20 protein-coding genes and 1 riboswitch are annotated in these 19,737 nt (G+C 73.3%); of the genes, 3 read left to right on the top strand and 17 right to left on the bottom strand.

Annotated features, from left to right (window positions below):
* Positions 1 to 34: 34 nt before the first annotated feature.
* The 8 genes from ACFVFS_RS21540 to sodN form a co-directional block, all read right to left on the bottom strand.
* Complete coding sequence (locus ACFVFS_RS21540) at positions 35 to 991, bottom strand: RNA polymerase sigma factor SigF (protein ID WP_380626239.1); 957 nt, start codon at positions 989 to 991, stop codon at positions 35 to 37.
* 273 nt (positions 992 to 1,264) lie between these two features.
* On the bottom strand, positions 1,265 to 1,675 hold the full coding sequence (locus tag ACFVFS_RS21535) for an anti-sigma regulatory factor (protein WP_380626204.1): 411 nt from the start codon (positions 1,673 to 1,675) through the stop codon (positions 1,265 to 1,267).
* A gap of 279 nt (positions 1,676 to 1,954) precedes the next feature.
* The gene (locus ACFVFS_RS21530; protein ID WP_380626203.1) at positions 1,955 to 2,431 is read right to left on the bottom strand and encodes a GNAT family N-acetyltransferase; all 477 of its coding nucleotides are present in this window, start codon (positions 2,429 to 2,431) and stop codon (positions 1,955 to 1,957) included.
* 10 nt (positions 2,432 to 2,441) lie between these two features.
* Complete coding sequence (locus ACFVFS_RS21525; protein WP_380626202.1) at positions 2,442 to 2,825, bottom strand: nuclear transport factor 2 family protein; 384 nt, start codon at positions 2,823 to 2,825, stop codon at positions 2,442 to 2,444.
* Between the two features lie 113 nt (positions 2,826 to 2,938).
* Positions 2,939 to 3,937: an ABC transporter substrate-binding protein gene (locus ACFVFS_RS21520; protein ID WP_380626201.1), complete on the bottom strand. Its 999-nt coding sequence runs from the start codon at positions 3,935 to 3,937 to the stop codon at positions 2,939 to 2,941.
* A 35-nt stretch (positions 3,938 to 3,972) separates the two neighbouring features.
* Positions 3,973 to 4,743: an ABC transporter ATP-binding protein gene (locus tag ACFVFS_RS21515; RefSeq protein WP_380626238.1), complete on the bottom strand. Its 771-nt coding sequence runs from the start codon at positions 4,741 to 4,743 to the stop codon at positions 3,973 to 3,975.
* 35 nt (positions 4,744 to 4,778) lie between these two features.
* Positions 4,779 to 5,867 (bottom strand): FecCD family ABC transporter permease, encoded by a 1,089-nt coding sequence (locus ACFVFS_RS21510; protein ID WP_380626200.1) that lies wholly within the window; start codon positions 5,865 to 5,867, stop codon positions 4,779 to 4,781.
* Positions 5,868 to 5,983: 116 nt separating this feature from the next.
* Positions 5,984 to 6,059: riboswitch (cobalamin riboswitch) on the bottom strand.
* A gap of 133 nt (positions 6,060 to 6,192) precedes the next feature.
* A complete protein-coding gene (gene sodN, locus ACFVFS_RS21505) occupies positions 6,193 to 6,588 on the bottom strand; it encodes a superoxide dismutase, Ni (protein ID WP_380626199.1) in 396 nt (131 codons plus the stop codon).
* A 297-nt stretch (positions 6,589 to 6,885) separates the two neighbouring features.
* On the opposite strand from sodN, the gene sodX reads away from it, so the two are divergent.
* Positions 6,886 to 7,263: a nickel-type superoxide dismutase maturation protease gene (gene sodX / locus ACFVFS_RS21500; protein WP_380626237.1), complete on the top strand. Its 378-nt coding sequence runs from the start codon at positions 6,886 to 6,888 to the stop codon at positions 7,261 to 7,263.
* A 5-nt stretch (positions 7,264 to 7,268) separates the two neighbouring features.
* Here sodX and ACFVFS_RS21495 read toward each other — a convergent pair whose 3' ends face one another.
* From ACFVFS_RS21495 to ACFVFS_RS21475, 5 genes are all read right to left on the bottom strand, one after another.
* Complete coding sequence (locus ACFVFS_RS21495; protein ID WP_380626198.1) at positions 7,269 to 7,862, bottom strand: CGNR zinc finger domain-containing protein; 594 nt, start codon at positions 7,860 to 7,862, stop codon at positions 7,269 to 7,271.
* A gap of 121 nt (positions 7,863 to 7,983) precedes the next feature.
* Positions 7,984 to 8,784, bottom strand: coding sequence for an amino acid ABC transporter ATP-binding protein (locus ACFVFS_RS21490; protein ID WP_380626197.1), 801 nt, complete (start codon positions 8,782 to 8,784; stop codon positions 7,984 to 7,986).
* Positions 8,781 to 9,731: an amino acid ABC transporter permease gene (locus tag ACFVFS_RS21485; RefSeq protein WP_380626196.1), complete on the bottom strand. Its 951-nt coding sequence runs from the start codon at positions 9,729 to 9,731 to the stop codon at positions 8,781 to 8,783. Before ACFVFS_RS21485 ends, ACFVFS_RS21490 begins: the two co-directional genes overlap by 4 nt.
* A 58-nt stretch (positions 9,732 to 9,789) precedes the next feature.
* A complete protein-coding gene (locus tag ACFVFS_RS21480; protein ID WP_380626195.1) occupies positions 9,790 to 10,725 on the bottom strand; it encodes an ABC transporter substrate-binding protein in 936 nt (311 codons plus the stop codon).
* A gap of 408 nt (positions 10,726 to 11,133) precedes the next feature.
* Positions 11,134 to 12,060 (bottom strand): ABC transporter substrate-binding protein, encoded by a 927-nt coding sequence (locus ACFVFS_RS21475; protein ID WP_380626194.1) that lies wholly within the window; start codon positions 12,058 to 12,060, stop codon positions 11,134 to 11,136.
* Positions 12,061 to 12,687: 627 nt separating this feature from the next.
* On the opposite strand from ACFVFS_RS21475, the gene ACFVFS_RS21470 reads away from it, so the two are divergent.
* On the top strand, positions 12,688 to 13,884 hold the full coding sequence (locus ACFVFS_RS21470) for an NADP-dependent malic enzyme (protein WP_380626193.1): 1,197 nt from the start codon (positions 12,688 to 12,690) through the stop codon (positions 13,882 to 13,884).
* A 123-nt stretch (positions 13,885 to 14,007) separates the two neighbouring features.
* Positions 14,008 to 14,970 carry a zinc-binding dehydrogenase gene (locus ACFVFS_RS21465; protein ID WP_380626192.1) on the top strand — a complete coding sequence of 321 codons (963 nt, stop codon included), beginning with the start codon at positions 14,008 to 14,010 and terminating at the stop codon, positions 14,968 to 14,970.
* A gap of 63 nt (positions 14,971 to 15,033) precedes the next feature.
* Here the strand turns inward: ACFVFS_RS21465 and ACFVFS_RS21460 are convergent, their stop codons facing one another.
* The 4 genes from ACFVFS_RS21460 to ACFVFS_RS21445 form a co-directional block, all read right to left on the bottom strand.
* On the bottom strand, positions 15,034 to 16,119 hold the full coding sequence (locus tag ACFVFS_RS21460; protein WP_380626191.1) for a PadR family transcriptional regulator: 1,086 nt from the start codon (positions 16,117 to 16,119) through the stop codon (positions 15,034 to 15,036).
* Position 16,120: 1 nt separating this feature from the next.
* Entirely contained in the window at positions 16,121 to 17,038 is a 918-nt protein-coding gene (locus ACFVFS_RS21455) for a DUF4097 domain-containing protein (protein WP_380626190.1), read from the bottom strand.
* A 216-nt stretch (positions 17,039 to 17,254) separates the two neighbouring features.
* A complete protein-coding gene (locus ACFVFS_RS21450) occupies positions 17,255 to 17,434 on the bottom strand; it encodes a DUF6104 family protein (protein ID WP_030309148.1) in 180 nt (59 codons plus the stop codon).
* A 48-nt stretch (positions 17,435 to 17,482) separates the two neighbouring features.
* A complete protein-coding gene (locus ACFVFS_RS21445) occupies positions 17,483 to 19,498 on the bottom strand; it encodes a serine/threonine-protein kinase (protein WP_380626189.1) in 2,016 nt (671 codons plus the stop codon).
* Positions 19,499 to 19,737 lie beyond the last annotated feature (239 nt).

Below are 19,737 nucleotides of genomic sequence, written 5' to 3'. Positions count from 1 at the left end.
CGCCGCTGAGCGGCCGTCAGTCGTCTTCGCGTTCCTACTCCTCCACGAGGAGCTTCTCCCGCAGCTGCGCCAGCGTCCGGGCGAGCAGCCGGGACACGTGCATCTGCGAGATGCCCACCTCGGCGGCGATCTGCGACTGCGTCATGTTCCGGAAGAACCGCAGCACCAGGATCTTCTGCTCGCGGGGCGGAAGTTGGGCCAGCAGCGGCTTGAGGGACTCGCGGTACTCGACGCCCTCCAGCGCCTCGTCGGTGGCGCCCAGGGTGTCCGCGACGGCCGGCGACTCGTCGTCGCTGTCCGGCACGTCCAGCGAGAGCGTGGAGTACGCGTTGGCGGACTCCAGCCCCTCCAGGACGTCCTCCTCGGAGATCCCCAGGTGCTCGGCCAGCTCGTGCACCGTGGGGGAGCGGCCGTGCCGCTGGGAGAGCTCGCTGGTCGCCGTGGTCAGCGACAGCCGCAGCTCCTGGAGCCGGCGCGGCACCCGGACCGCCCAGCCCTTGTCCCGGAAGTGCCGCTTGATCTCGCCGACGATGGTCGGCGTGGCGTAGGTGGAGAACTCGACCCCGCGCTCGTGGTCGAACCGGTCCACCGACTTGATCAGCCCGATGGTGGCGACCTGGGTCAGGTCGTCCAGCGGCTCGCCCCGGTTGCGGAACCGCCGGGCCAGGTGCTCGACCAGCGGGATGTGCATGCGCACCAGCTGGTTGCGCAGCTCGACCCGCTCCGGGGAGCCCTCGGGCAGCGCCGAGAGCCGTACGAACAGGGCCCGGGCCGCCTCGCGGTCCGGTGCGCCGGAGCGCTGCGGGCCCTGGGCGGGCACCGCCGCGCGCAGCGCCTCGGCCGCCTCGGCGGCGTTCTCGGCCTCCTCCGCGTCCTCGGCGTCCGCCGGATCCCGGGTGTCCTCGGCGTCCGGGAGGTCCGCGGCCGACGGCACGGGCGGGGGCGACGGATCGGGCGACGACTGGGGCGTCGGCTCGGTCGGCTGGCTCATCCGGTGGGCGTCCTTCGGGTGCGCTTCGTCGTTGGCGGCGAGGCCGGGAACGCTCGCCTGGGTCGGTACGGCAGGGCCCGCCGTCGCGAGGCCGGTACGGTCCAGATCACTCACGGCCATTCCCCCGTTCCGTTCCGGGAGCACCGGGACCGTCGGTCCCGGTTCGTCTCGTTGGTCGTACCGCCGGGTGGGCGGTACCGGGAGCCGTCCGTCCGGCCCGGTGGTGCCGGGCGGACGGCCCTTGTTCGGTGCTGCTGCCGCGCTGCCGCGGACCTAGTGGGCGGTCGGGCCGCCGCGCTTCTTGTGCAGGCTGATCGACACGGTCCTGTCCTCGGCGACCGCGGACTCGACCTCGCCCGCGAGCGCGGAGAGCACCGTCCAGGCGAAGGTGTCCCGTTCGGGCGCCCGGCCGTCGGTGGTGGGCGCCGAGACGATCACCTTCAGGGAGTCGCCGACCAGCCGGAACTCGCAGGAGAGGACCGAGCCGGGGACGGCCTGCTGGAGGAGGATGGCGCAGGCCTCGTCGACCGCGATGCGCAGGTCCTCGATCTCGTCCAGCGTGAAGTCCAGCCGGGCCGCGAGGCCCGCCGTGGCCGTCCGCAGGACCGAGAGGTAGGCCCCGGCCGCGGGCAGCCGGACCTCCACGAAGTCCTGCACTCCGGGCTCGCCGTCGATCTGGGACACCCTCACCTCCTGGGTGACGCGCTGTGCTTCCGGGCCGGTGGCCGCGGCACTGTCTGTTGCTTGGCTCAACTGCTTCGCCCCAACTGTCCAGAGGGGTGGTGCGGTACGTACCGGTCATACCCCTCGGGGGGTGGCCGGACGCCGCCGTCCGCCCGAGACGTTACCGCGTTCCTGCCCCGGTGCGGGAGTCACTCATGGTAAGGCATCGCGACACAGGGTGGCAGTGGTCCCGGCAGGGCCCCTGCACGCCTCCTGCGCGCGCCGACCGCGCGCCGGGTCTCAGCGGGTGCCGGCGGCGGTGAGCGCGTCCCCGGCGAGCCGGTAGACGCTCCACCCGTCCATCGGCACGGCGCCGAGCGCCTTGTAGAACGCGATCGAGGGCTGGTTCCAGTCCAGCACCGACCACTCGAACCGGGCGTAGCCGCGCTCGACGGCGATCCGGGCGAGTTCCAGCAGCAGGGCCTTGCCGTGGCCGCCGCCGCGCGCGGTCGGGCGGACGTAGAGGTCCTCCAGGTAGATCCCGTGGGTGCCGCGCCAGGTCGAGTAGTTGAGGAACCAGAGGGCGAAGCCGACCGGCTCGCCGGTGGTGTCGTCCTCGGCTATCAGGCCGAACAGCGCGGGGGCGGGGCCGAAGAGCGCGGCGTGCAGCTGCTCCTCGGTGGAGACCACCTCGTCGAGGGCCTTCTCGTAGTCCGCGAGTTCGCGGATCATGGCGTGGACGACGGGGACGTCGGCGGGGAGGGCGGTGCGGATCATGACTCCGAGCCTACTGGGCCGGTTCGTTCTCGTCCCAGGCCTGGACGGAGGTCTGGTCGACGATCCGCCCGTCGCGCAGCTCGGCGGTGGAGCTGACCAGCACCCGGACCCCGTCCGGGTAGCGGCAGGACTCCAGGAAGGCGAGGCGGTCGGCCTGGACCACCACCTGTTCCAGGGTGTGGCTCGTCTCGCGGGCGTAGAGGTCGTCCAGCATGGCGCCGATCTCGTCCCGGCCGTGCATCACCAGGGGGTGGCTGGGCTGGGTCTTGCGGTCGACCACGCGCAGTTCGGCGTCGTCCGCGTAGAGCGCCAGCAGGGCCCGGGCGTCGGCGCGCTCGATGCCCTCGCGCAGGGCCCGGACGTCGAAGGCGGACGGTGCGGCCATGGTGGTCATGTTCTCGCTCCTCCGGTCGGTTCCGACGGCTCGTACTGTTGAGCGTACGCCGGTCGGAACCGGCCGGAGAGCGGGCCGGAGCGAGGGCCGGGAGCGGGCCGGGCGGCCTCGGCTCAGCGCGCCGGGACGGTCCGCAGGTACTCCGCCAGGGCGGTGATCGCGGCCGGGTTGCGCGGGCTCTCGACCAGGTCGACGTAGTCGAGCACGAAGATCCGGTCGTTGCGGACGGCCGAGACGCCGGCCAGCGGCGGGAAGGACTTCAGGAACCTCCGCTTCGCCTCGGCGTCGGGCGTCCCGTAGTCGTTGATCAGGATCACCTCGGGGTCGCGCTGGACCACGCTCTCCCAGCCCACGGTGGTCCAGGAGTCGGCGATGTCGCCCATCACGTTCCGGCCGCCCGCCTTGGCGATGATCTCCTCCGGGGCGGCGAAGCGGCCGGAGGTGTAGGGCTTGTCCTCGCCGCTGTCGTACAGGAAGACGCCCGGGCGGTGCGCGGGCTCGGGGACGGCGGCGATCTGCGCCTTGAACTCGGCGACCAGCCGGTCGGCCCGCTCCCGGACGTCGAAGATCTCGCCCAGGTTGGCGAGGTCGGTGTACAGCGCGTCGAGCGGGGACATCACCCCGCGCTCGGTGCCCTTGCCGCTGCGGCAGGACTCGGTGAGCACGTAGGAGCCGATGCCCAGGCCGGACAGCGTCTGCGGGGTGAAGCCCTTCCCCTCGTCGAAGCCGTAGTGCCAGCCGGCGAAGACCAGGTCGGCCCTGGCGTCCAGCACGGTCTCCTTGGTGATCTGGTCCTTGGAGAGCCACGTGGCCCGCTGGTAGCCGTCCTTCCAGGCGACCTTGTCGACCTGGCCCTTGTCGTCGGGCATCACGTAGCCGGCCATCCGGTCCTCCAGGCCGAGGGCGAACATCAGTTCGGTGATGCCGACGTCGTTGGTGACCGTGCGGGCCGGCTTCGCCTTGAAGGTGACCGCGGCGCCGCAGTTCGTGACGGTCACCGGGTAGTGGGCGGAGGCGGTGGCGGCGCCGTCGCCGCTCGGGGCGATCTCGGCGCCGCAGCCGGTGAGCGCGAGGGCGAGCAGGGCGGCGGCGGCAACGGCCTTGGTGCGCATGGGGATCCTCGGGGTCGGGACGGGCGGGGCGGGGGTCACGGCAGGCGGTCGAGGAGCAGCTGGACGGCACCGGTGACCGGGTGCCGCACGGGCGTCGCGCGGACCTTGAACACCTCGGCCAGCAGCTCCGGGCGGAGCACCTCGGCGGGCGGCCCGGAGGCGACGATCCGGCCGTCCGCGATCACGTGGAGCAGATCGCAGTGCCCGGCCGCCAGATTGAGGTCGTGCAGCGCGGTGAGCACCGTCGGCCCGGCCTCCCGGACCAGCGACAGCACCTCCAGTTGGTGGGCGATGTCCAGGTGGTTGGTGGGCTCGTCGAGGACCAGCACCCTGGGCTCCTGGACCAGCGCGCGGGCGATCAGCACCCGCTGCTTCTCGCCGCCGGACAGGCTCAGGAAGCCCCGGGCGGCCAGGTGCGCGGCGCCGACCCGGCGCAGGGCCTCGGCGCAGCGCTCCCCGTCCCCGGCGGAGGGCCCGGCCAGGGCGCCGCGCCGGTGCGGCAGCCGGCCCATGCCGACCACCTCGGCCACGGTGAAGTCGAACTCGGCGGAGTGCTCCTGCGGCAGCGCCGCCACCCGCCGGGCGGCCTCGCGCGGGGAGAGCCCGTGCAGTTCCTCGCCGCCCAGCAGGACGGTGCCGGCGGCGGGCCGCAGCGCCCGGTAGACGCAGCGCAGCAGGGTGGACTTGCCGCTGCCGTTCGGGCCGATCAGGCCGACCACCTGGCCGGCGGCGGCGCTCAGTGTGACGTCGTGGACCAGTCGGACGCCGGCCAGGTCGACCGAGACCCGGTCGACGGCGAGGTCCAGCGCGGCGGGGCCGGCGGCGGGGGTGGCGGGGGCGGTCACCGGCCGCCGCCGAAGGTGTAGCCGCGGCGGCGCATCAGCAGCAGGAAGCAGGGCACCCCGACGGCCGCGGTGACCACGCCGACCGGCAGTTCGGCGGGGGCCAGCAGGGTGCGGGAGACGATGTCCACCCAGACCAGCAGCAGCGCCCCGGCGAGCGGGGCGACCAGCAGCACCCGGCGGTGGCCGGCGCCGACCAGCATCCGCACCAGGTGCGGGACCATCAGCCCGACGAAGCCGATCGCCCCGCTGACCGCGACCACGGTGCCGGTGACGGCCGCGGTGACCACGAACAGCTCGCGGCGCAGCCGGTCCGGGTCCACGCCGAGCGAGGCCGCCGTCTCGTCGCCCATCGCCAGCGCGTCCAACCGCCCGGCGGCGCAGGCCAGGTAGGCCAGGCCGGCCAGCACGGTGGCGGCGGCGATCGGCACCGAGCCCCAGGTGGCGCCGCCGAGGCTGCCGAGCAGCCACATCATGGCGGAGCGGGCGGCCTCGCCGCGGGCGGCGGCGAACACCATCAGCGCCGTCAGCGCGGAGAAGCCGTAGGACATCGCGGTGCCGGTGAGCACCAGCCTCAGCGGGGTGAGCCCGTGGGTGGTACGGGCCGTCAGGTAGACCAGCACCATGGCGAGCAGGGCGGCGGCGAAGGCGGAGACGGAGATCGCCCAGACCCCGAGCGAGGCGAAGGCGCCCAGCATCAGCACGGCGTTGGCGCCGACCGAGGCGCCGGAGGAGATGCCGAGCACGAAGGGGTCGGCGAGCGCGTTGCGGACCATCGCCTGGACGGCGACCCCGGTGGCGGCGAGTCCGGCGCCGACCACGGCGGCCAGTACGGCGCGTGGCAGCCGGATCTCCCAGACGATCGCGTAGGCGGCGGCCTCGTCGGCCTCCAGCCGACCGCCCGTCAGCCCCGCGTGCAGCAGCCGCAGGACCCGGCCCCAGCCGAGTCCGGAGGAGCCGACGGAGACGGCGCAGACCAGGGAGGCGAGCAGCGCCGCCGCGAGGACGGCGGCCAGCGGTACGGCGGGTGTGCGGCGCGGGCCGGGTGGGGCCGCGGCGGTGACCGGTGCGGTCGCGGTGCTGCTCACGGTGGCACGCCTTGCCTCGGGCCGGGGACGGCGCGGGGCGGCGCGCCCGGGCACGGCTCCGCCGGGGCGCCATCCCCTCGCAGTCCGCGGCGAGTTGTCGGGAGGTCGGCGTCTTCGGGCGATCGGGCTCACGGGGCGCGGGGCACCGTTTACCGTTGCGGGTCAGCGCCGGATTCGCACCGGCTTCCCCCTCGGGACGCCTTGGCAGCATAACAAGCACTGAGGGCAGGCAACCCTTACTCGCCGGAGTGTGGCGACGGACACACACGCGAGCGCCCCCCGTTCGCGGTGCGGACGGGGGGCGCTCGGCGGGAGTGTGCGGGGATCAGCCCTGCTTGGTCTCCCAGAAGATCTTGTCGACCTCAGCGATGAGGTCGAGCAGCGCCTGGCCGGTGGCCGGGTCGGTGGACGCCTTGGCGGCCGAGGCGGCCTTCAGGGTGTCGTTGACGAGCTGGTGCAGCTGCGGGTACTTCTCGAAGTGCGGGGCCTTGAAGTAGTCGCTCCACAGCACCGAGATGTGGTGCTTGACGGCCTCGGCGCGCTGCTCCTTGATGATGATGGCGCGGGCGCGGAAGTGCGCGTCCTCGTTGGCCTGGTACTTCTCCTGGGTGGCCTTGACGGACTCGGCCTCGAGGCGGGCCTGGGCCGGGTCGTACACGCCGCAGGGCAGGTCACAGTGGGCGTGGGCGGTGGCACGCGGCGCAAACAGACGAGAGAGCATGGGGAGTCCTTCCTTAGATCGTCTTCCCGCGCCCGAGGTTACCCCTCGGGCCTTCCGGTTTCTCGGCCGGGCGGCGGGCCTAGGGCAAAAGGCGGAGCCGGAACCGGGTGAATCCGGACATCGGCGGGTGACGGTCCGTGCGGCAGACTGGTGTGCGACCGCGGGACGCGGCGGGACACGGCGGCACACGGGCCAGGAGGAGGAGTCGTGGCACGGAGCGCGGATCCGGAGGAACCGGAGGACGGGGCGTCAGCGGGCGGCGCGCCGTTCGGACTGATCGACGTGGCGGGGGACTCGATGGTGCCGACCCTGCGCGACGGCGACCAGCTGCTGGTGCGGTACGGCGCGCGGATCCGGCCCGGCGCGGTGGTGGTCTTCCGCCACCCGTTCCAGCAGAACCTGCTGGTGGTGAAGCGGGCCGACGGCCGGCGGCCCAAGGGCTGGTGGCTGCTCTCCGACAACCGGCCGGTGGACAGCGACAGCCGCAGCTACGGCGCGGTGCCGGACGAACTGGTGCTCGGCCGGGTGCTGCTGCGGCTGCGCCCGCGCCCGGCCTGGCTGGCGCCCGGCCCCCGGCTGGAGCGGCTGCTGCTCTCCGGCCCGCTGGCCCGGGTCCCCGGGCTGGCCCGCCGCCTCGGCGTCTGGGTGCGCCCGGAGGAGCTGCCGGGCTCCTGACGGTGCTACTCCTGCGGGTCGCCGGCCGCCGCGGCGGCGGCCTCCAGGCGCTTGCGGGCGCGGTAGGCGGCGACGTTGGCGCGGGTCGCGCAGCGGTCCGAGCAGTACCGGCGGGAGCGGTTGGTGGAGGTGTCCAGATAGGCGTTGCGGCAGGGCGCGGCCTGGCAGATGCCGAGCCGGTCGGCGCCCAGCTCGGTCAGGTGGACGGCCAGGCCCATGCAGGCGACGGCGCTGAAGTGCGCGGTGGCGGTGGGGGAGTTGTCGGCGAGGTGCAGGTGCCAGCGGGGCCGGCCGGCCTCGTCCAGGTAGTCGTGGCCGGAGACCAGCGGGCTGACCGGGAACTCCATCAGCAGGCTGTTCAGCAGGTCGACGCTGCGGATCTCCTCGCCCTCGGCGGCGGCCTCGAAGACCCCGCGCAGCCGGGTGCGGACGGCCCGCAGCCGGGGCAGGTCGGACTCGTCGGCGAGGTCGCGGGCCCGGGCGGCGTCCGAGAACAGGCCGCGCACCGCGTCCACCGAGGTCAGCGAGTCGGTGCCGCGCTCGGGCTCCTCGGTGTTCACCAGCCGGACGGCCAGATCGGCGTACGAGGCGAGCTCCACGGTGGTCCTTCCAGAGTTCGGTAACAGGCTTACTGCCTCAAGCCTATTACCCGCGGGGCGAAAGCGGGAAAGCGGCGGCGCCCGGCAGGACCGGCCTGCCGGGCGCCGCGGAGCGGTGCGCTCAGAGCACCTTGGAGAGGAAGGCGCGGGTGCGCTCGTGCCGGGGGTTGGTGAGGACCTCGCGGGGGTTGCCGGACTCGACGACCACGCCGCCGTCCATGAACACCAGCGCGTCGCCGACCTCGCGGGCGAAGCCCATCTCGTGGGTCACCACGATCATGGTCATCCCCTCCTCGGCGAGCCCGCGCATGACGTCCAGCACCTCGCCGACCAGCTCGGGGTCGAGCGCCGAGGTCGGCTCGTCGAACAGCATCAGCTTGGGCTTCATGGCCAGTGCCCGGGCGATGGCCACCCGCTGCTGCTGGCCGCCGGAGAGCTGGGAGGGGTAGTTCCCGGCCTTCGCGGCCAGGCCGACCCGCTCCAGCAGGGCCATGGCGCGCTCCTTCGCCTCGGCCCTGGACTCCTTCCGGACCTGGACCGGCGCCTCCATGACGTTCTCCACCGCGGTCATGTGCGGGAAGAGGTTGAAGCGCTGGAACACCATGCCGATGTCCCGCCGCTTGAGCGCGACCTCGCGGTCCTTGAGCTCGTAGAGCTTGTCGCCCCGCTGCTGGTAGCCGACCAGCTCGCCGTCGACCCAGAGGCGGCCGCCGTTGATCTTCTCCAGGTGGTTGATGCAGCGCAGGAAGGTCGACTTGCCGGAGCCGGAGGGGCCGACGAGGCAGAAGACCTCGTTCTGCTTGACCTCCAGGTCGATGCCCTTGAGCACCTCGACCTGGCCGTACGACTTGTGGACGGCCTCGGCCTTCACCATGGGGCCGCCGGGGCGGGCGGTGGCGGGGGTCTTGGTCAGGTCGGTCATACGTGGCCGCCTCCCTCGAGTCCGGGGACCACGTCGTTCTTGGCCTTCGGGGCGGGCCTGCCGCCGAACAGCAGCCGCAGCCGCTGGAGCGGGGTGGGCGGCAGCGTCCGGTTCGCACCACGAGCGTAGTGCCGCTCGATGTAGTACTGCCCCACCGTGAGGATCGAGGTCATGAGCAGGTAGTAGATGCTGACCGCGACGAGGACCGGGATGGTCTGGAAGGTCCGCGAGTAGATGTCGTGGCCGGCGGTGAACAGCTCGGACAGCGAGATCACCTGGACCAGCGAGGTGGTCTTCAGCATCGAGATGGTCTCGTTGCCCGTCGGCGGGATGATGACCCGCATGGCCTGGGGGAGCACGATCCGGCGCAGCGTGGCCGCGCGGCTCATGCCCAGGGCGTGGGCGGCCTCGGTCTGCCCCTCGTCCACCGACTGGATGCCGCCGCGGACGATCTCCGCCATGTACGCCGCCTCGTTGAGGCCGAGGCCGAGCAGGGCGGCGGTGAAGGTGGGGATCAGGGTGTTGGTCGACTCGGACCAGAACTCGGGGCCGAAGGGGACGCCGATCGAGAGCCTCGGCCAGAGGGCGCCCAGGAAGTTCCAGAACACCAGCTGGACCAGGACGGGCGTGCCGCGGAAGACCCAGATGTAGAACCAGGCCGTGCCCGACAGCAGCGGGTTCGGCGAGAGCCGCATGATCGCGAGGAGTACGCCGCCGCCCACGCCCATCAGCATGGACAGGACGGTCAGCTCCAGCGTCGTGACGATGCCGCGGAGGATCTGCTCGTTCTGCAGCGTGTCCTTGACGACGTCCCACTGGAACGCGGGGTTGAAGATCAGGGCGTGGAGCAGCATCGCCGCGAGGACGGCGATGACGGCGGCTCCGGCCCAGCGTCCGGGGTGGCGGACCGGGACGGCCTTGATGGTCTCGGGCCGTCGCGATTTCACCGCCCCCTGCTCGGAAGATTTCACCTTGGGGCCTCAGGGGGGTGTGGTGGAGCGGCGGTCAGCTCTTGGCGGCGTTGATCTCGGACTTGTCGATCGCGCCGGCCTCGACGCCCCACTTCGCCAGGATCTGCTTGTAGGTGCCGTCGGCGATCAGCGACTGGACGGCGCCCTGGACGGCCTGGGCGAGCGGCGAGCCCTTGTCGACGATGACGCCGTAGGGCGCGCTGTCGTAGGTCTCGCCGAGCTTCTCCAGCTGGCCGTTGGTCTGCTTGACCGCGTAGTCGACGACCGGGGAGTCGGCCATCATCACCTGGTCGCGGCCGGAGACCAGCGCGGTGGTCACGTCGGTCTGCAGGGTGAACTTGTCGCCGTCGTTGGGGATGGTCGGCTTGCCGGCCTTGGCGCAGTCCGGGTTGCGGACGTCGGTGATCTCCTGGGCCTGGGTGGTGCCGGTCTGGACGGCGACCTTCTTGCCGCAGAGGTCCTTGGGGTCGATCTTGTCCGGGTTGCCCTTCTTCACCGCGACGGCGCTGCCGGCGCTGAAGTAGGTGACCATGTCGACGGTCTGCTCGCGCTCCTTGGTGTCGGTGAAGGAGCTCATGCCGAGCTGGTACTTCTTCGCGGTGATGCCCGGGATGATCGAGGTGAAGTCGGCGTTCTGCACGTCGGCGGTCAGGCCGAGCTTCTTGGCGATCGCGTCGGCGAGGTCGACGTCCAGGCCGACGATGTTGCCCTTGTCGTCCTTGAACTCGTTGGGCGCGTAGGAGGCGTCGGCGGCGACGATGAGCTTGCCCGAGCTCTTGACGTCGGCCGGGACCAGCGTGGCCAGCGCCGGGTCGGCGGTCACGGCCGCGACGCTGGCGCTCGGATTGGCGCCGGCGGCACCGCTGTTGGAGGAGGACTTGCTGCTGCCGCAGGCGGTCAGCACGAGCGACGCGGACGCGAGCACCGCCGCGGTGGCGAGGAGGCGGGTGCGCTGGGTACGGACGGTCATGGGGGATCTCCTCCTGAGGGAGAGGTCGGGCGGGGAGCCGCGGGGGAGCGGCGTGCAGGGGCAGCAGAGCCGTACGGCGCTGTACGGGTGGGGCTGGGAGAACTGCGCAGGGGTGGTTCCGGGTACAGGGGTGGATCCGGGTACTGCGTCTCCGCCACCGTCCGCCGAGGTGGGCGTCGACCGAGCCGCCTCGACCAGTGGCCGGCTCGATCCGAGATGGGGGGAATCCTGCCATCTGAGAACGGTCGGGTGGCCCTGATTCAGATCAAAATCGGATAACGAGGGGTCGTGCTGTCCGCTATTCGGACGAATACCGTGTCCCTGTCACTCTGCGCATAGGTATGCGGAGCGTTCCGCCATCCGCCGCGCGACGGGCCGGACCCCGCCCGGTGTCCGGCCCGGCCCCGCTCAGATGCCCCCGTTGACCACCGCGTTCTGGGCCGCGCCCGCGGTGACGTTCCACTTGGCGAGGATCCTGTCGTACTCGCCGCTGCGGATCAGCTGGTCGACCGCCTTCGCCAGCACGTCGCGCAGCGCGGCGTCCTCCTTGCGCAGCGCGATCCCGTACGGGTTGGAGCGCGACTGCGAGCCGGTCACCTCGAAGCGGTTTCCGCCGTCGGTGTTCTTCGCCGCGTGGGCGGCCACCGGGAAGTCGTTCAGGCCCACCTGCGCGCCGCCGGCGGCCACCTCGGCCAGCGCCTTGGCGTCGGTGTCGAACTTGTGCACGGTGAGCGGCTTGCCGGCCCGGGTGCAGGCGGTGACCTGGCGGGCGACGATCTCGTCCTGGGTGGTGCCGGACTGCACCGCGACGGTCTTGCCGCAGAGGTCGTCCAGGGTGCGGATGCCCTTCGGATTGCCCTTGGCGACCACCATCGAGGTGCCGGCGATGAAGTAGTCGACGAAGTCCACCGCCGGCCCGGTCACCTTGCCGGTCTCGTCCACGCCCTCCCGGCGCTGGCGGATGTCGCTGAGCGCGGACATCACCACGTCGTACTGCTTGTTGTGGAGATCCGGTAGGAGCTTGTCGAAGGGTGTGTCGACGTACTCGATCCGCAGGTCCAGGATCCGGCCGAGCGCCGCGGCGAGGTCCGGGTCCAGGCCGTCCGGCTTGCCGTCGGCGCCCCGGAACTCGACCGGCGGGTAGTTGACGTCCATGCCGATGCGGAGCACCTTGGCGGACTGCTGGGCCTTCGGGAGCTGCGCCCGGAGCTCCTGGACCGGGTCCTGGGCCGCGGTCCCGCCGCCGCTTCCGCAGCCGCTCAGCAACAGCCCTCCGGCGGTGGTGAGGGCGAGTGCTGCGACGGCCGGACGGCGGGACTGTGCACGGTGGTGCATCGGTTGCTCCTGTGGGAGGGAGGGGGAGGCGCCGCGGCGTCGCGGAGGTGTACGCGAGATGGCGGAAGAACGGATCCTCCCATCCCGACCTGCCGGGCCCGTGGCCGGGTGTGTCAGAATTCGGTACCGGGTGATCCCCGACGCTCGAACCAGACCGCCGGGCCGCAAACAGGCTCGGGGTGCGCAGGAACGGAAGTCCAGGACGACGACTCCGTATCCGAGGCACCGGCCTCCCCTCCGTGTCTGCGTTCACTCCTGCGAGTGCGCGTGCGCGTTCGCCATTGCCGTAGCCGGGGCCCGGTTCTCACGGCGCCTGGTGCCACCAGGTGGCTGTGAGGCGTATGACAACCATGTGACTTGGACGAAAAGGCATGGGTGCGATGCCCTCGTCCGACCTACGCTCGGCCCGGAAGCACAGCGCGGACCAGACGCAGACAAATCCATAAACCCTCATCCGAGGGCGCTCGTCCGACGGCGGCGCCCCGACCCAGTCCTCCCCCCGGGGGCGCTTCGGCGTTCCCGGGTTCCGGTTACCGGCCAACGGTCACCGGATGCCGGTGGGCGGCCGGGTCGTCCGCTCCGTCGTCGGCCGGGTGTCCTCGCTCGATCAATGACGAAGAGGTCATCGTGGCAGCGGAGATCATCCACAGCACTACCCAGGACACCGACGACCCGGTCGACGCCGTGTTCGCGCTCCACCGCGGCGGCAAGATGGAGGTCCGGGCGACCGTCCCGGTGCGCGACGCGGACGACCTGTCCCTCGCCTACACCCCCGGTGTCGCCCGCGTCTGCACGGCCATCGCCGAGCAGCCCGAGCTGGTGAACGACTACACCTGGAAGGCCAACACGGTGGCCGTGGTCACCGACGGCACCGCCGTGCTGGGCCTCGGTGACATCGGCCCGGAGGCCTCGCTGCCCGTCATGGAGGGCAAGGCGATCCTGTTCAAGCAGTTCGGCGGCGTGGACGCGGTGCCGATCGCGCTGGCCTGCACCGAGGTGGACGAGATCGTCGAGACCGTGGTCCGGCTGGCCCCCTCCTTCGGCGGCGTCAACCTGGAGGACATCTCCGCCCCGCGCTGCTTCGAGATCGAGCGCCGGCTCCAGGAGGCCCTGGACATCCCGGTCTTCCACGACGACCAGCACGGCACCGCCATCGTCACCACCGCCGCGCTCTGGAACGCGGCCAAGGTGACCGGCCGGGAGATCGGCGCGCTGCGGGCCGTCATCTCCGGCGCCGGCGCGGCCGGCATCGCCATCGCCAAGATGCTGCTCGCCGCGGGCATCGGCGACGTGGCCGTCTGCGACCGCAAGGGCGTGGTGCACGAGGGCCGCGGGGACCTCACCGACGTCAAGGCGGAGATCGCCGGGCTGACCAACCGCACCGGCATCGAGGGCAGCCTGGCCGACGCGCTGGCCGGCGCCGACGTCTTCATCGGCGTCTCCGGCGGGACCGTGCCGGAGGAGGTCGTCGCGACCATGGCCGAGGGCGCGTTCGTCTTCGCCATGGCCAACCCGAACCCGGAGATCCACCCCGAGGTCGCGCACAAGTACGCGGCCGTGGTGGCCACCGGGCGCAGCGACTTCCCGAACCAGATCAACAACGTGCTGGCCTTCCCGGGCATCTTCGCGGGCGCGCTGCAGGTCCGGGCCACCCGGATCACCGAGGGCATGAAGCTGGCCGCCGCCAAGGCGCTGGCCGGCGTGGTGGCCGACGAGCTGACGCCGCAGAAGGTCATCCCCTCGCCGTTCGACGAGCGGGTCGCGCCGGCCGTCAGCAAGGCCGTCGCCGAGGCCGCCCGCGCCGAGGGCGTCGCGCGCCGGTAGCCCTTCGGAGGACCGTAGCCCCCCCCTGGGCCGCCCTTCGGCCCAGGGGGGCACAGCCCCGGGACACGCGTCACAGCTTCGCGTTGTTCCGGGCCCGGGGCCCTTCTGGCTATCGTCCGGGGCATGTTTGCTGCCTACGCCGCACGAATCGACGCCGACGACCCGCTGAGCGGGCTGGAGCTGGGCGAGCGCCCCGAGCCGGAGGCCCGCCCCGGGTGGAGCGTGGTCACCGTCCGGGCCGCGAGTCTGAACCACCACGACCTCTGGTCGCTGCGCGGGGTCGGCCTGCCCGCGGGGAGGCTGCCGATGATCCTCGGCTGCGACGCGGCCGGCGTCGACGAGCACGGCAACGAGGTGGTCCTGCACTCCGTGATCGGCCAGAGCGGGCACGGGGTCGGCCCGGACGAGCCGCGCTCGATCCTGACCGAGCGCTACCAGGGCACCTTCGCCCAGCAGGTGGCCGTCCCCACCTGGAACCTGCTGCCCAAGCCCGCCGGGCTCTCCTTCGAGGAGGCCGCCTGCCTGCCCACCGCGTGGCTGACGGCCTATCGGATGCTGTTCACCAACGCCGGGGTGAAGCCCGGTGACACCGTGCTGGTGCAGGGCGCCGGCGGCGGGGTGTCCACCGCGCTGGTGGTCCTCGCCAAGGCGGCGGGCCTGCGGGTCTGGGTGACCGGCCGGGACGAGGCCAAGCGCGCCCGGGCGGTGGAGCTGGGTGCCGACGCGGCCTTCCCGAGCGGGGCGCGGCTGCCCGAGCGGGTGGACGCGGTGATGGAGACGGTCGGCGCGGCCACCTGGTCGCACTCGGTGAAGTCGCTCCGCCCGGGCGGCACCGTCGTCATCTCCGGCGCCACCTCCGGCCCCAACCCGCCGGCGGCCGAGCTGAACCGGATCTTCTTCCTGGAGCTGAAGGTGGTCGGCTCGACCATGGGCACCAAGGACGAGCTGGCCGGGCTGCTCTCGTTCTGCGCCACCACCGGCGTCCGGCCGGTGATCGACTCGGTGCTGCCGCTGGCCGCGGCGCCGGACGCGCTCGCCCGGCTGGCCGCGGGCGAGGTCTTCGGCAAGCTGGTCCTCACCCCCTGACGAGCCCCCGGGGACGGCGGCGCCCGGTACCCCGCGCGGGGTACCGGGCGTCCGTGGTCCGGCTCAGCCGAGCAGGCGCTTCAGCCGCTCCCCGGCCGCGCCCAGCACGGCGCGGGCCGCGGCGAGGTGCTCGGGCGTCACTCCGCCGTCCCGGGCCGCGTCGCGGACCTGGTCGCGGAACCGGTCCAGCAGCCGCTCCAGCTCCCGGGCCGGGTCGCCGGCCGGGTCGGTGGCGGCCCACGGCGGCAGGTCGGCGGCGGCCCCGCCGGCCGGCTCGTCCTTGTCCAGGTCGATCCGGGTGACGGTGACCCGCTCGGCGGCCGGCGCACCGGCGGCGGGCCCGGCCGGCTCGTCGGCCGGGTGGCCCCAGCGGGCCGCGTCGGCCAGCCCGGCCAGGCCCTTGGTCAGCTCGGAGAGCCCCTCGGCCAGCCCGGTCGACCAGTCGCCGCGGGCCGCGTGGTCGCGCACCTGCTGCTCGACCCGGCGCTTGATCCGCAGCGCCTCCTGCTGGGCCGCGGTCCGCGCCGCCCTGGACTGCTCGCGCAGCCGGCGGGCCTCCTCCTCGGCCGCCTTGGCCTTGGCCTTGGCCGCCTTCTCCTGCTCCTTGGCCCGCTTGGCCTGCTCCTTGGCCTGCCGCTTGAACTGGGCGAACTCCTCCTTGGCGCGCTGCCAGGCGGCCTGGTCGCCCCACGGCCCGGCCCACGGGCTGCCGGTCCCCCCGTCCCCGTCCCCGCCCCCGTCCTCCGGCTGCGGGGCGTTGCGCCGGGCCTGCTCGGCCGCGCCCCAGAGCTGCTCGCGCAGGTCCTGGGCGCTGTCCCGGACGTCCTCGCGGATCGCCCCGGCGAGCTGGGTCACCGAGTCGTGGATCTCCAGCTCCAGCTCGTCGAGCTCGCCCTGCCGGGCGGCGAGCTCGGCGCGGCCCGCGTCGGTGAGCCGGTAGACCTTGCGGCCGCCCTCGGTGCTGTGCGCGACCAGCCCCTCCTGCTCCAGCTTGGCCAGCCGGGGGTAGACGGTGCCGGCGGACGGCGCGTACAGGCCCTGGAAGCGCTCCTCCAGCAGGCGGATGACCTCGTAGCCGTGGCGCGGGGCCTCGTCGAGCAGCTTGAGCAGGTAGAGCCGGAGCCGGCCGTGGCCGAAGACGGGGGTCATGTCAGGCCTCCTTGGTGAGGTCGGGGCCGGTGGACGGGCCGTCCCCGGCGGGCAGCTCCCGGACGGCCGCCTGGGCGTCGTCCTCGGCGTCGGGCCGGTGCAGCACGGTGACCGCGCCGGAGACGGTGGTGACCGAGAGGCTGCCCTTGCCGTCGCCGAGCTGGCCGGAGAGGCGCTTGGTGCCCCAGCTGCCGCCGACCTTGAGCTGCTCGAAGCTGGAGGAGAGGTCGCCGCTGGTGGTGCCGGCCTCGACCCGGGTGTCGGCCAGCGAGGGGAGCCGGACACCGACCGCGCCGCTGACCGTGTTGACCTTGATCTCGGTCGGGGCGGCGGCCGCGAGGTCCAGGGTGACCGCGCCGGTGACGGCGTTGGCGGACACCTTCTCGGCGGTGGCGGCGACCACGGTGAGCCGCCCGGAGACGGTGTTGAGCCGCAGCTGGCCGGCCACCGACTGGGCGTCCACGTCGCCGGTGACGGTCCTGGCGTCGGTCCGGCCGGTCAGGCCGACCAGGGTGATGTCGGCGTTGGCGGTCTGGGCCGAGACGTGCCCGGTGATCCCGGAGACCGTCGTCGTGGCGGAGACGGCGCCGACCTTGACCTCGGTGCCGGCCGGCACGGTCAGGGTGACCTCGGCGGTCCGCTTGCGCTTGAAGGAGGAGAGGAAGCCCTTCACCGAGTCCACCGACTTGAGGACGTCGCCGAAGTCGTTCCAGCTGCTGAGGTCCTTGTAGGTGACGGTGAGGACGCCGTCGACCAGGGTGACGTGCAGCGGCTCGCCCTTGAGCTCGGTGACCTCCAGGCGGGCCGGGCCCTCGGCGGCGACCACGTTGACCGCGCCGTCGACGGTGCGCACCTGCAGGGTCCGGACCGTCTCCTCGATGGTGATCCTGTCGGGTCCTTCGACCGTCCACTGGCTCATCTCTGCCGCCTCCCGTTTCGGACTCGCGATGTATCGCGTTCTCTCCTCAAAGACGATATATCGCGTGACGGCGAAGTCAAGGGATCCCTACCCCGAGGCCGACCCGGAGCGGACCCGGAGGTCCGCCCCTACGGGGGAGCGCGCCCGGAGCGCGCGCGAGGGCCCGGAGGCGGGTGCCTCCGGGCCCTCACGGCGGCCGTTCACCGGGTCAGCCGGTCACTCGTCGTCCTCGTCGTCGAGCCGCGCCAGCCAGGTGGCCAGCCGCTCGACCGGGACCTCGAAGTCCGGGTTGAGGTCGACGAACTCGCGCAGGCGCTCGGCGAGCCACTCGAAGGTGACCTCCTCGTCGCCGCGCCGGCTCTCCAGTTCCTCGATGCCGCGGTCGGTGAAGTACACGGTTCGCTCCGGTCCGATGGGGATTCGACCTGGTCAGGATAGACCCGGTCAGCTCGCCCGCCAGGTGGACAGGGTGACCTTGGCGGCGCCGGTGGTGGGGTCGGCGACCTCCACGGCGGCGATGGCGATGTTGCGGGTGGTCCGGTCGCGGATGCACAGCAGCCGGCCCGGGGTGACCCGGTTGAACGTCAGGTCGGTGTCCGGCCGGGAGTCGATCGCGGCGACGCACTGCTCCGGGGTGACGGCGGCGTCGGTGATCACCGCGAAGTCGGACTTGTTGTCGCCCGCGCTCTCGAAGGAGTCGGCCCGGCTGCCGCTGGAGGTGGACTCCCGGCTGAGGCCGAGCCCCCACTTCAGGTCGCCGCCGCGCGGCACCACGGTGCCGGCCGTGAGGTCGATCCGGTACGCCTCGCTGGAGTACTCGGCGCCCGGGATCGCCAGCGCCTTCTTGTCGATCACCGGCTGGTAGCCGACCGGCCGGGCCGGCGCGGTGACCCCGCCGGCCGTGGCCGACTTGCTCGGCGATGCGACCACCGGGGCCGAGGTCGGGGAGCCGGCCGCGGCGGACGGCGTGGTGGCGGCCGCCGCGGGGGTGGTGGCCGGCGGCGCGGCGGCGGGCTGGGTGGCCGACGGGGCGCTCTGGGCGGAGCTCTGCGTGTCGTCGTCCTTGCCCATCTTGGACAGCGCCACCCCGCCCACCGTGCCGCCGAGCGCCATCACCAGGGCGACGGTCAGCAGCACCTTCCAGGAGACGCCGCCCCTGCGGGCCGGCTCCGGGGCGGGGGCCGGGGTGTCGGTGACCACCGGCCCGGGCGGCGGGGTGTCGTAGGACGGCGGCTCCGAGCGCAGCTGGACGGTGGGCGGGGTGCCGAGCAGCGGGCCGGTCGGCGCCTCGTCGGGCGTCTGCGCGGCGCCGTACGCGCCCAGCGGCGGCGGGACGAAGCCGGGCGGCGGGGTGTCCGGGCGGGCCGGGCCGAAGCCGGGCGGCGGCGGACCGAAGGACGGCGCGGCGGGCTGGTGGACCGGTGCCGCGGCCGGCGGCGGCACCGCGGCGGTGTGCGCGCCGGTCGGCGGACCGGCCGGGGGCGCGGGCGGGGCGGCGGGCGCGGCCGGCAGCGGGGTGGGCGGGGTCTTCGGGAGGTCCGAGCGGCGGGTGATCTCGGTGTTGACCTGCTTGGGCAGCCAGTCGTCGGAGAACCGCAGCTGTCCGCCGACGGCCGGGTGGTCGCGGGCGATGTCGATGATCTCGGCCGGCCGGGGCCGGTCTTCGGGGGACTTCGCGAGGCAGCGCAGGACCAGCTCGCGCAGTCCGGCCGGGACGGCGTCCAGGTCGGGCTGCTCGTGCACCACCCGGTAGAGCACGGCGGTGTCCGGGCCGTCGCCGAACGGAGCGGCGCCGCCGGCCACGTACGCGGCCAGCGCGCCGAGCGCGAACACGTCGGTGGCCGGGGTGACCGGGCGGCCCTGGGCCTGCTCGGGCGACATGAAGGCGGGCGAGCCGATCCGGTAGCCGGTACCGGTGAGCGCGGTGGCGTCGGCGGCCCGGGCGATGCCGAAGTCGATCACCCGCGGGCCGTCGCCGGCCACCAGCACGTTGGCCGGCTTGAGGTCGCGGTGGACCACCTCGACGCTGTGGATCGCCTGGAGCGCCTCGGCGATGCCGCCCACCAGCAGCAGCACGGTGCGGACCGGCAGCGCGCCGTTCTCCCGCACCACCTGCTGCAAGGAGGGGCCGGGGACGTACGCGGTGACCAGCCACGGGGCGTCGCCGTCCAGGCCGCCGGAGTCGATCACCTGGGCGGTGTAGAGGCCGTGGATCCGCTGGGCGTTGGACACCTCCTGGGCGAACCGGCGGCGGAACTCGCCGTCCTCGGCGAACTCCGGGCGGACCACCTTGAGCGCCACCGGCCGGCCGCCGGGCGTGTACGAGAGGTAGACCCGGCCCATGCCGCCGGCCCCGAGCCGGGCGAACAGCCGGTAGCCGCCGACCTCCCGCGGGTCGTCCGGTAGCAGCGGCTGGAAGACCGGTGGCAGCGGTGCGGAGGGCGGCGTGTCGGCGGTCATGCGGTTGATCCCCCTGGGAGAGCGGTGAGGTCCACCGACCGCCGACGGCGGGCGCGCGAGGGGCGCCCGGGCGGCGGTCCGGCGGGCCCTAACCTATCGACCCGTCAGGAGGGCGCGCAGGTGGGTGCGCGTTTGGTTGCAGAGCTGGGACCTTCGCACACATCCGGCGCACACCGCACCGGACCGCACCGGCCCGGGAACGGCGGCGGCCCCCCGTTCCCCCGGGGTCGGGGGAACGG

The organism is Kitasatospora sp. NPDC057692 (assembly GCF_042799475.1).
Taxonomy (GTDB): Bacteria; Actinomycetota; Actinomycetes; order Streptomycetales; family Streptomycetaceae; genus Kitasatospora.
This window is presented reverse-complemented; position numbering and strand designations above follow the sequence as displayed.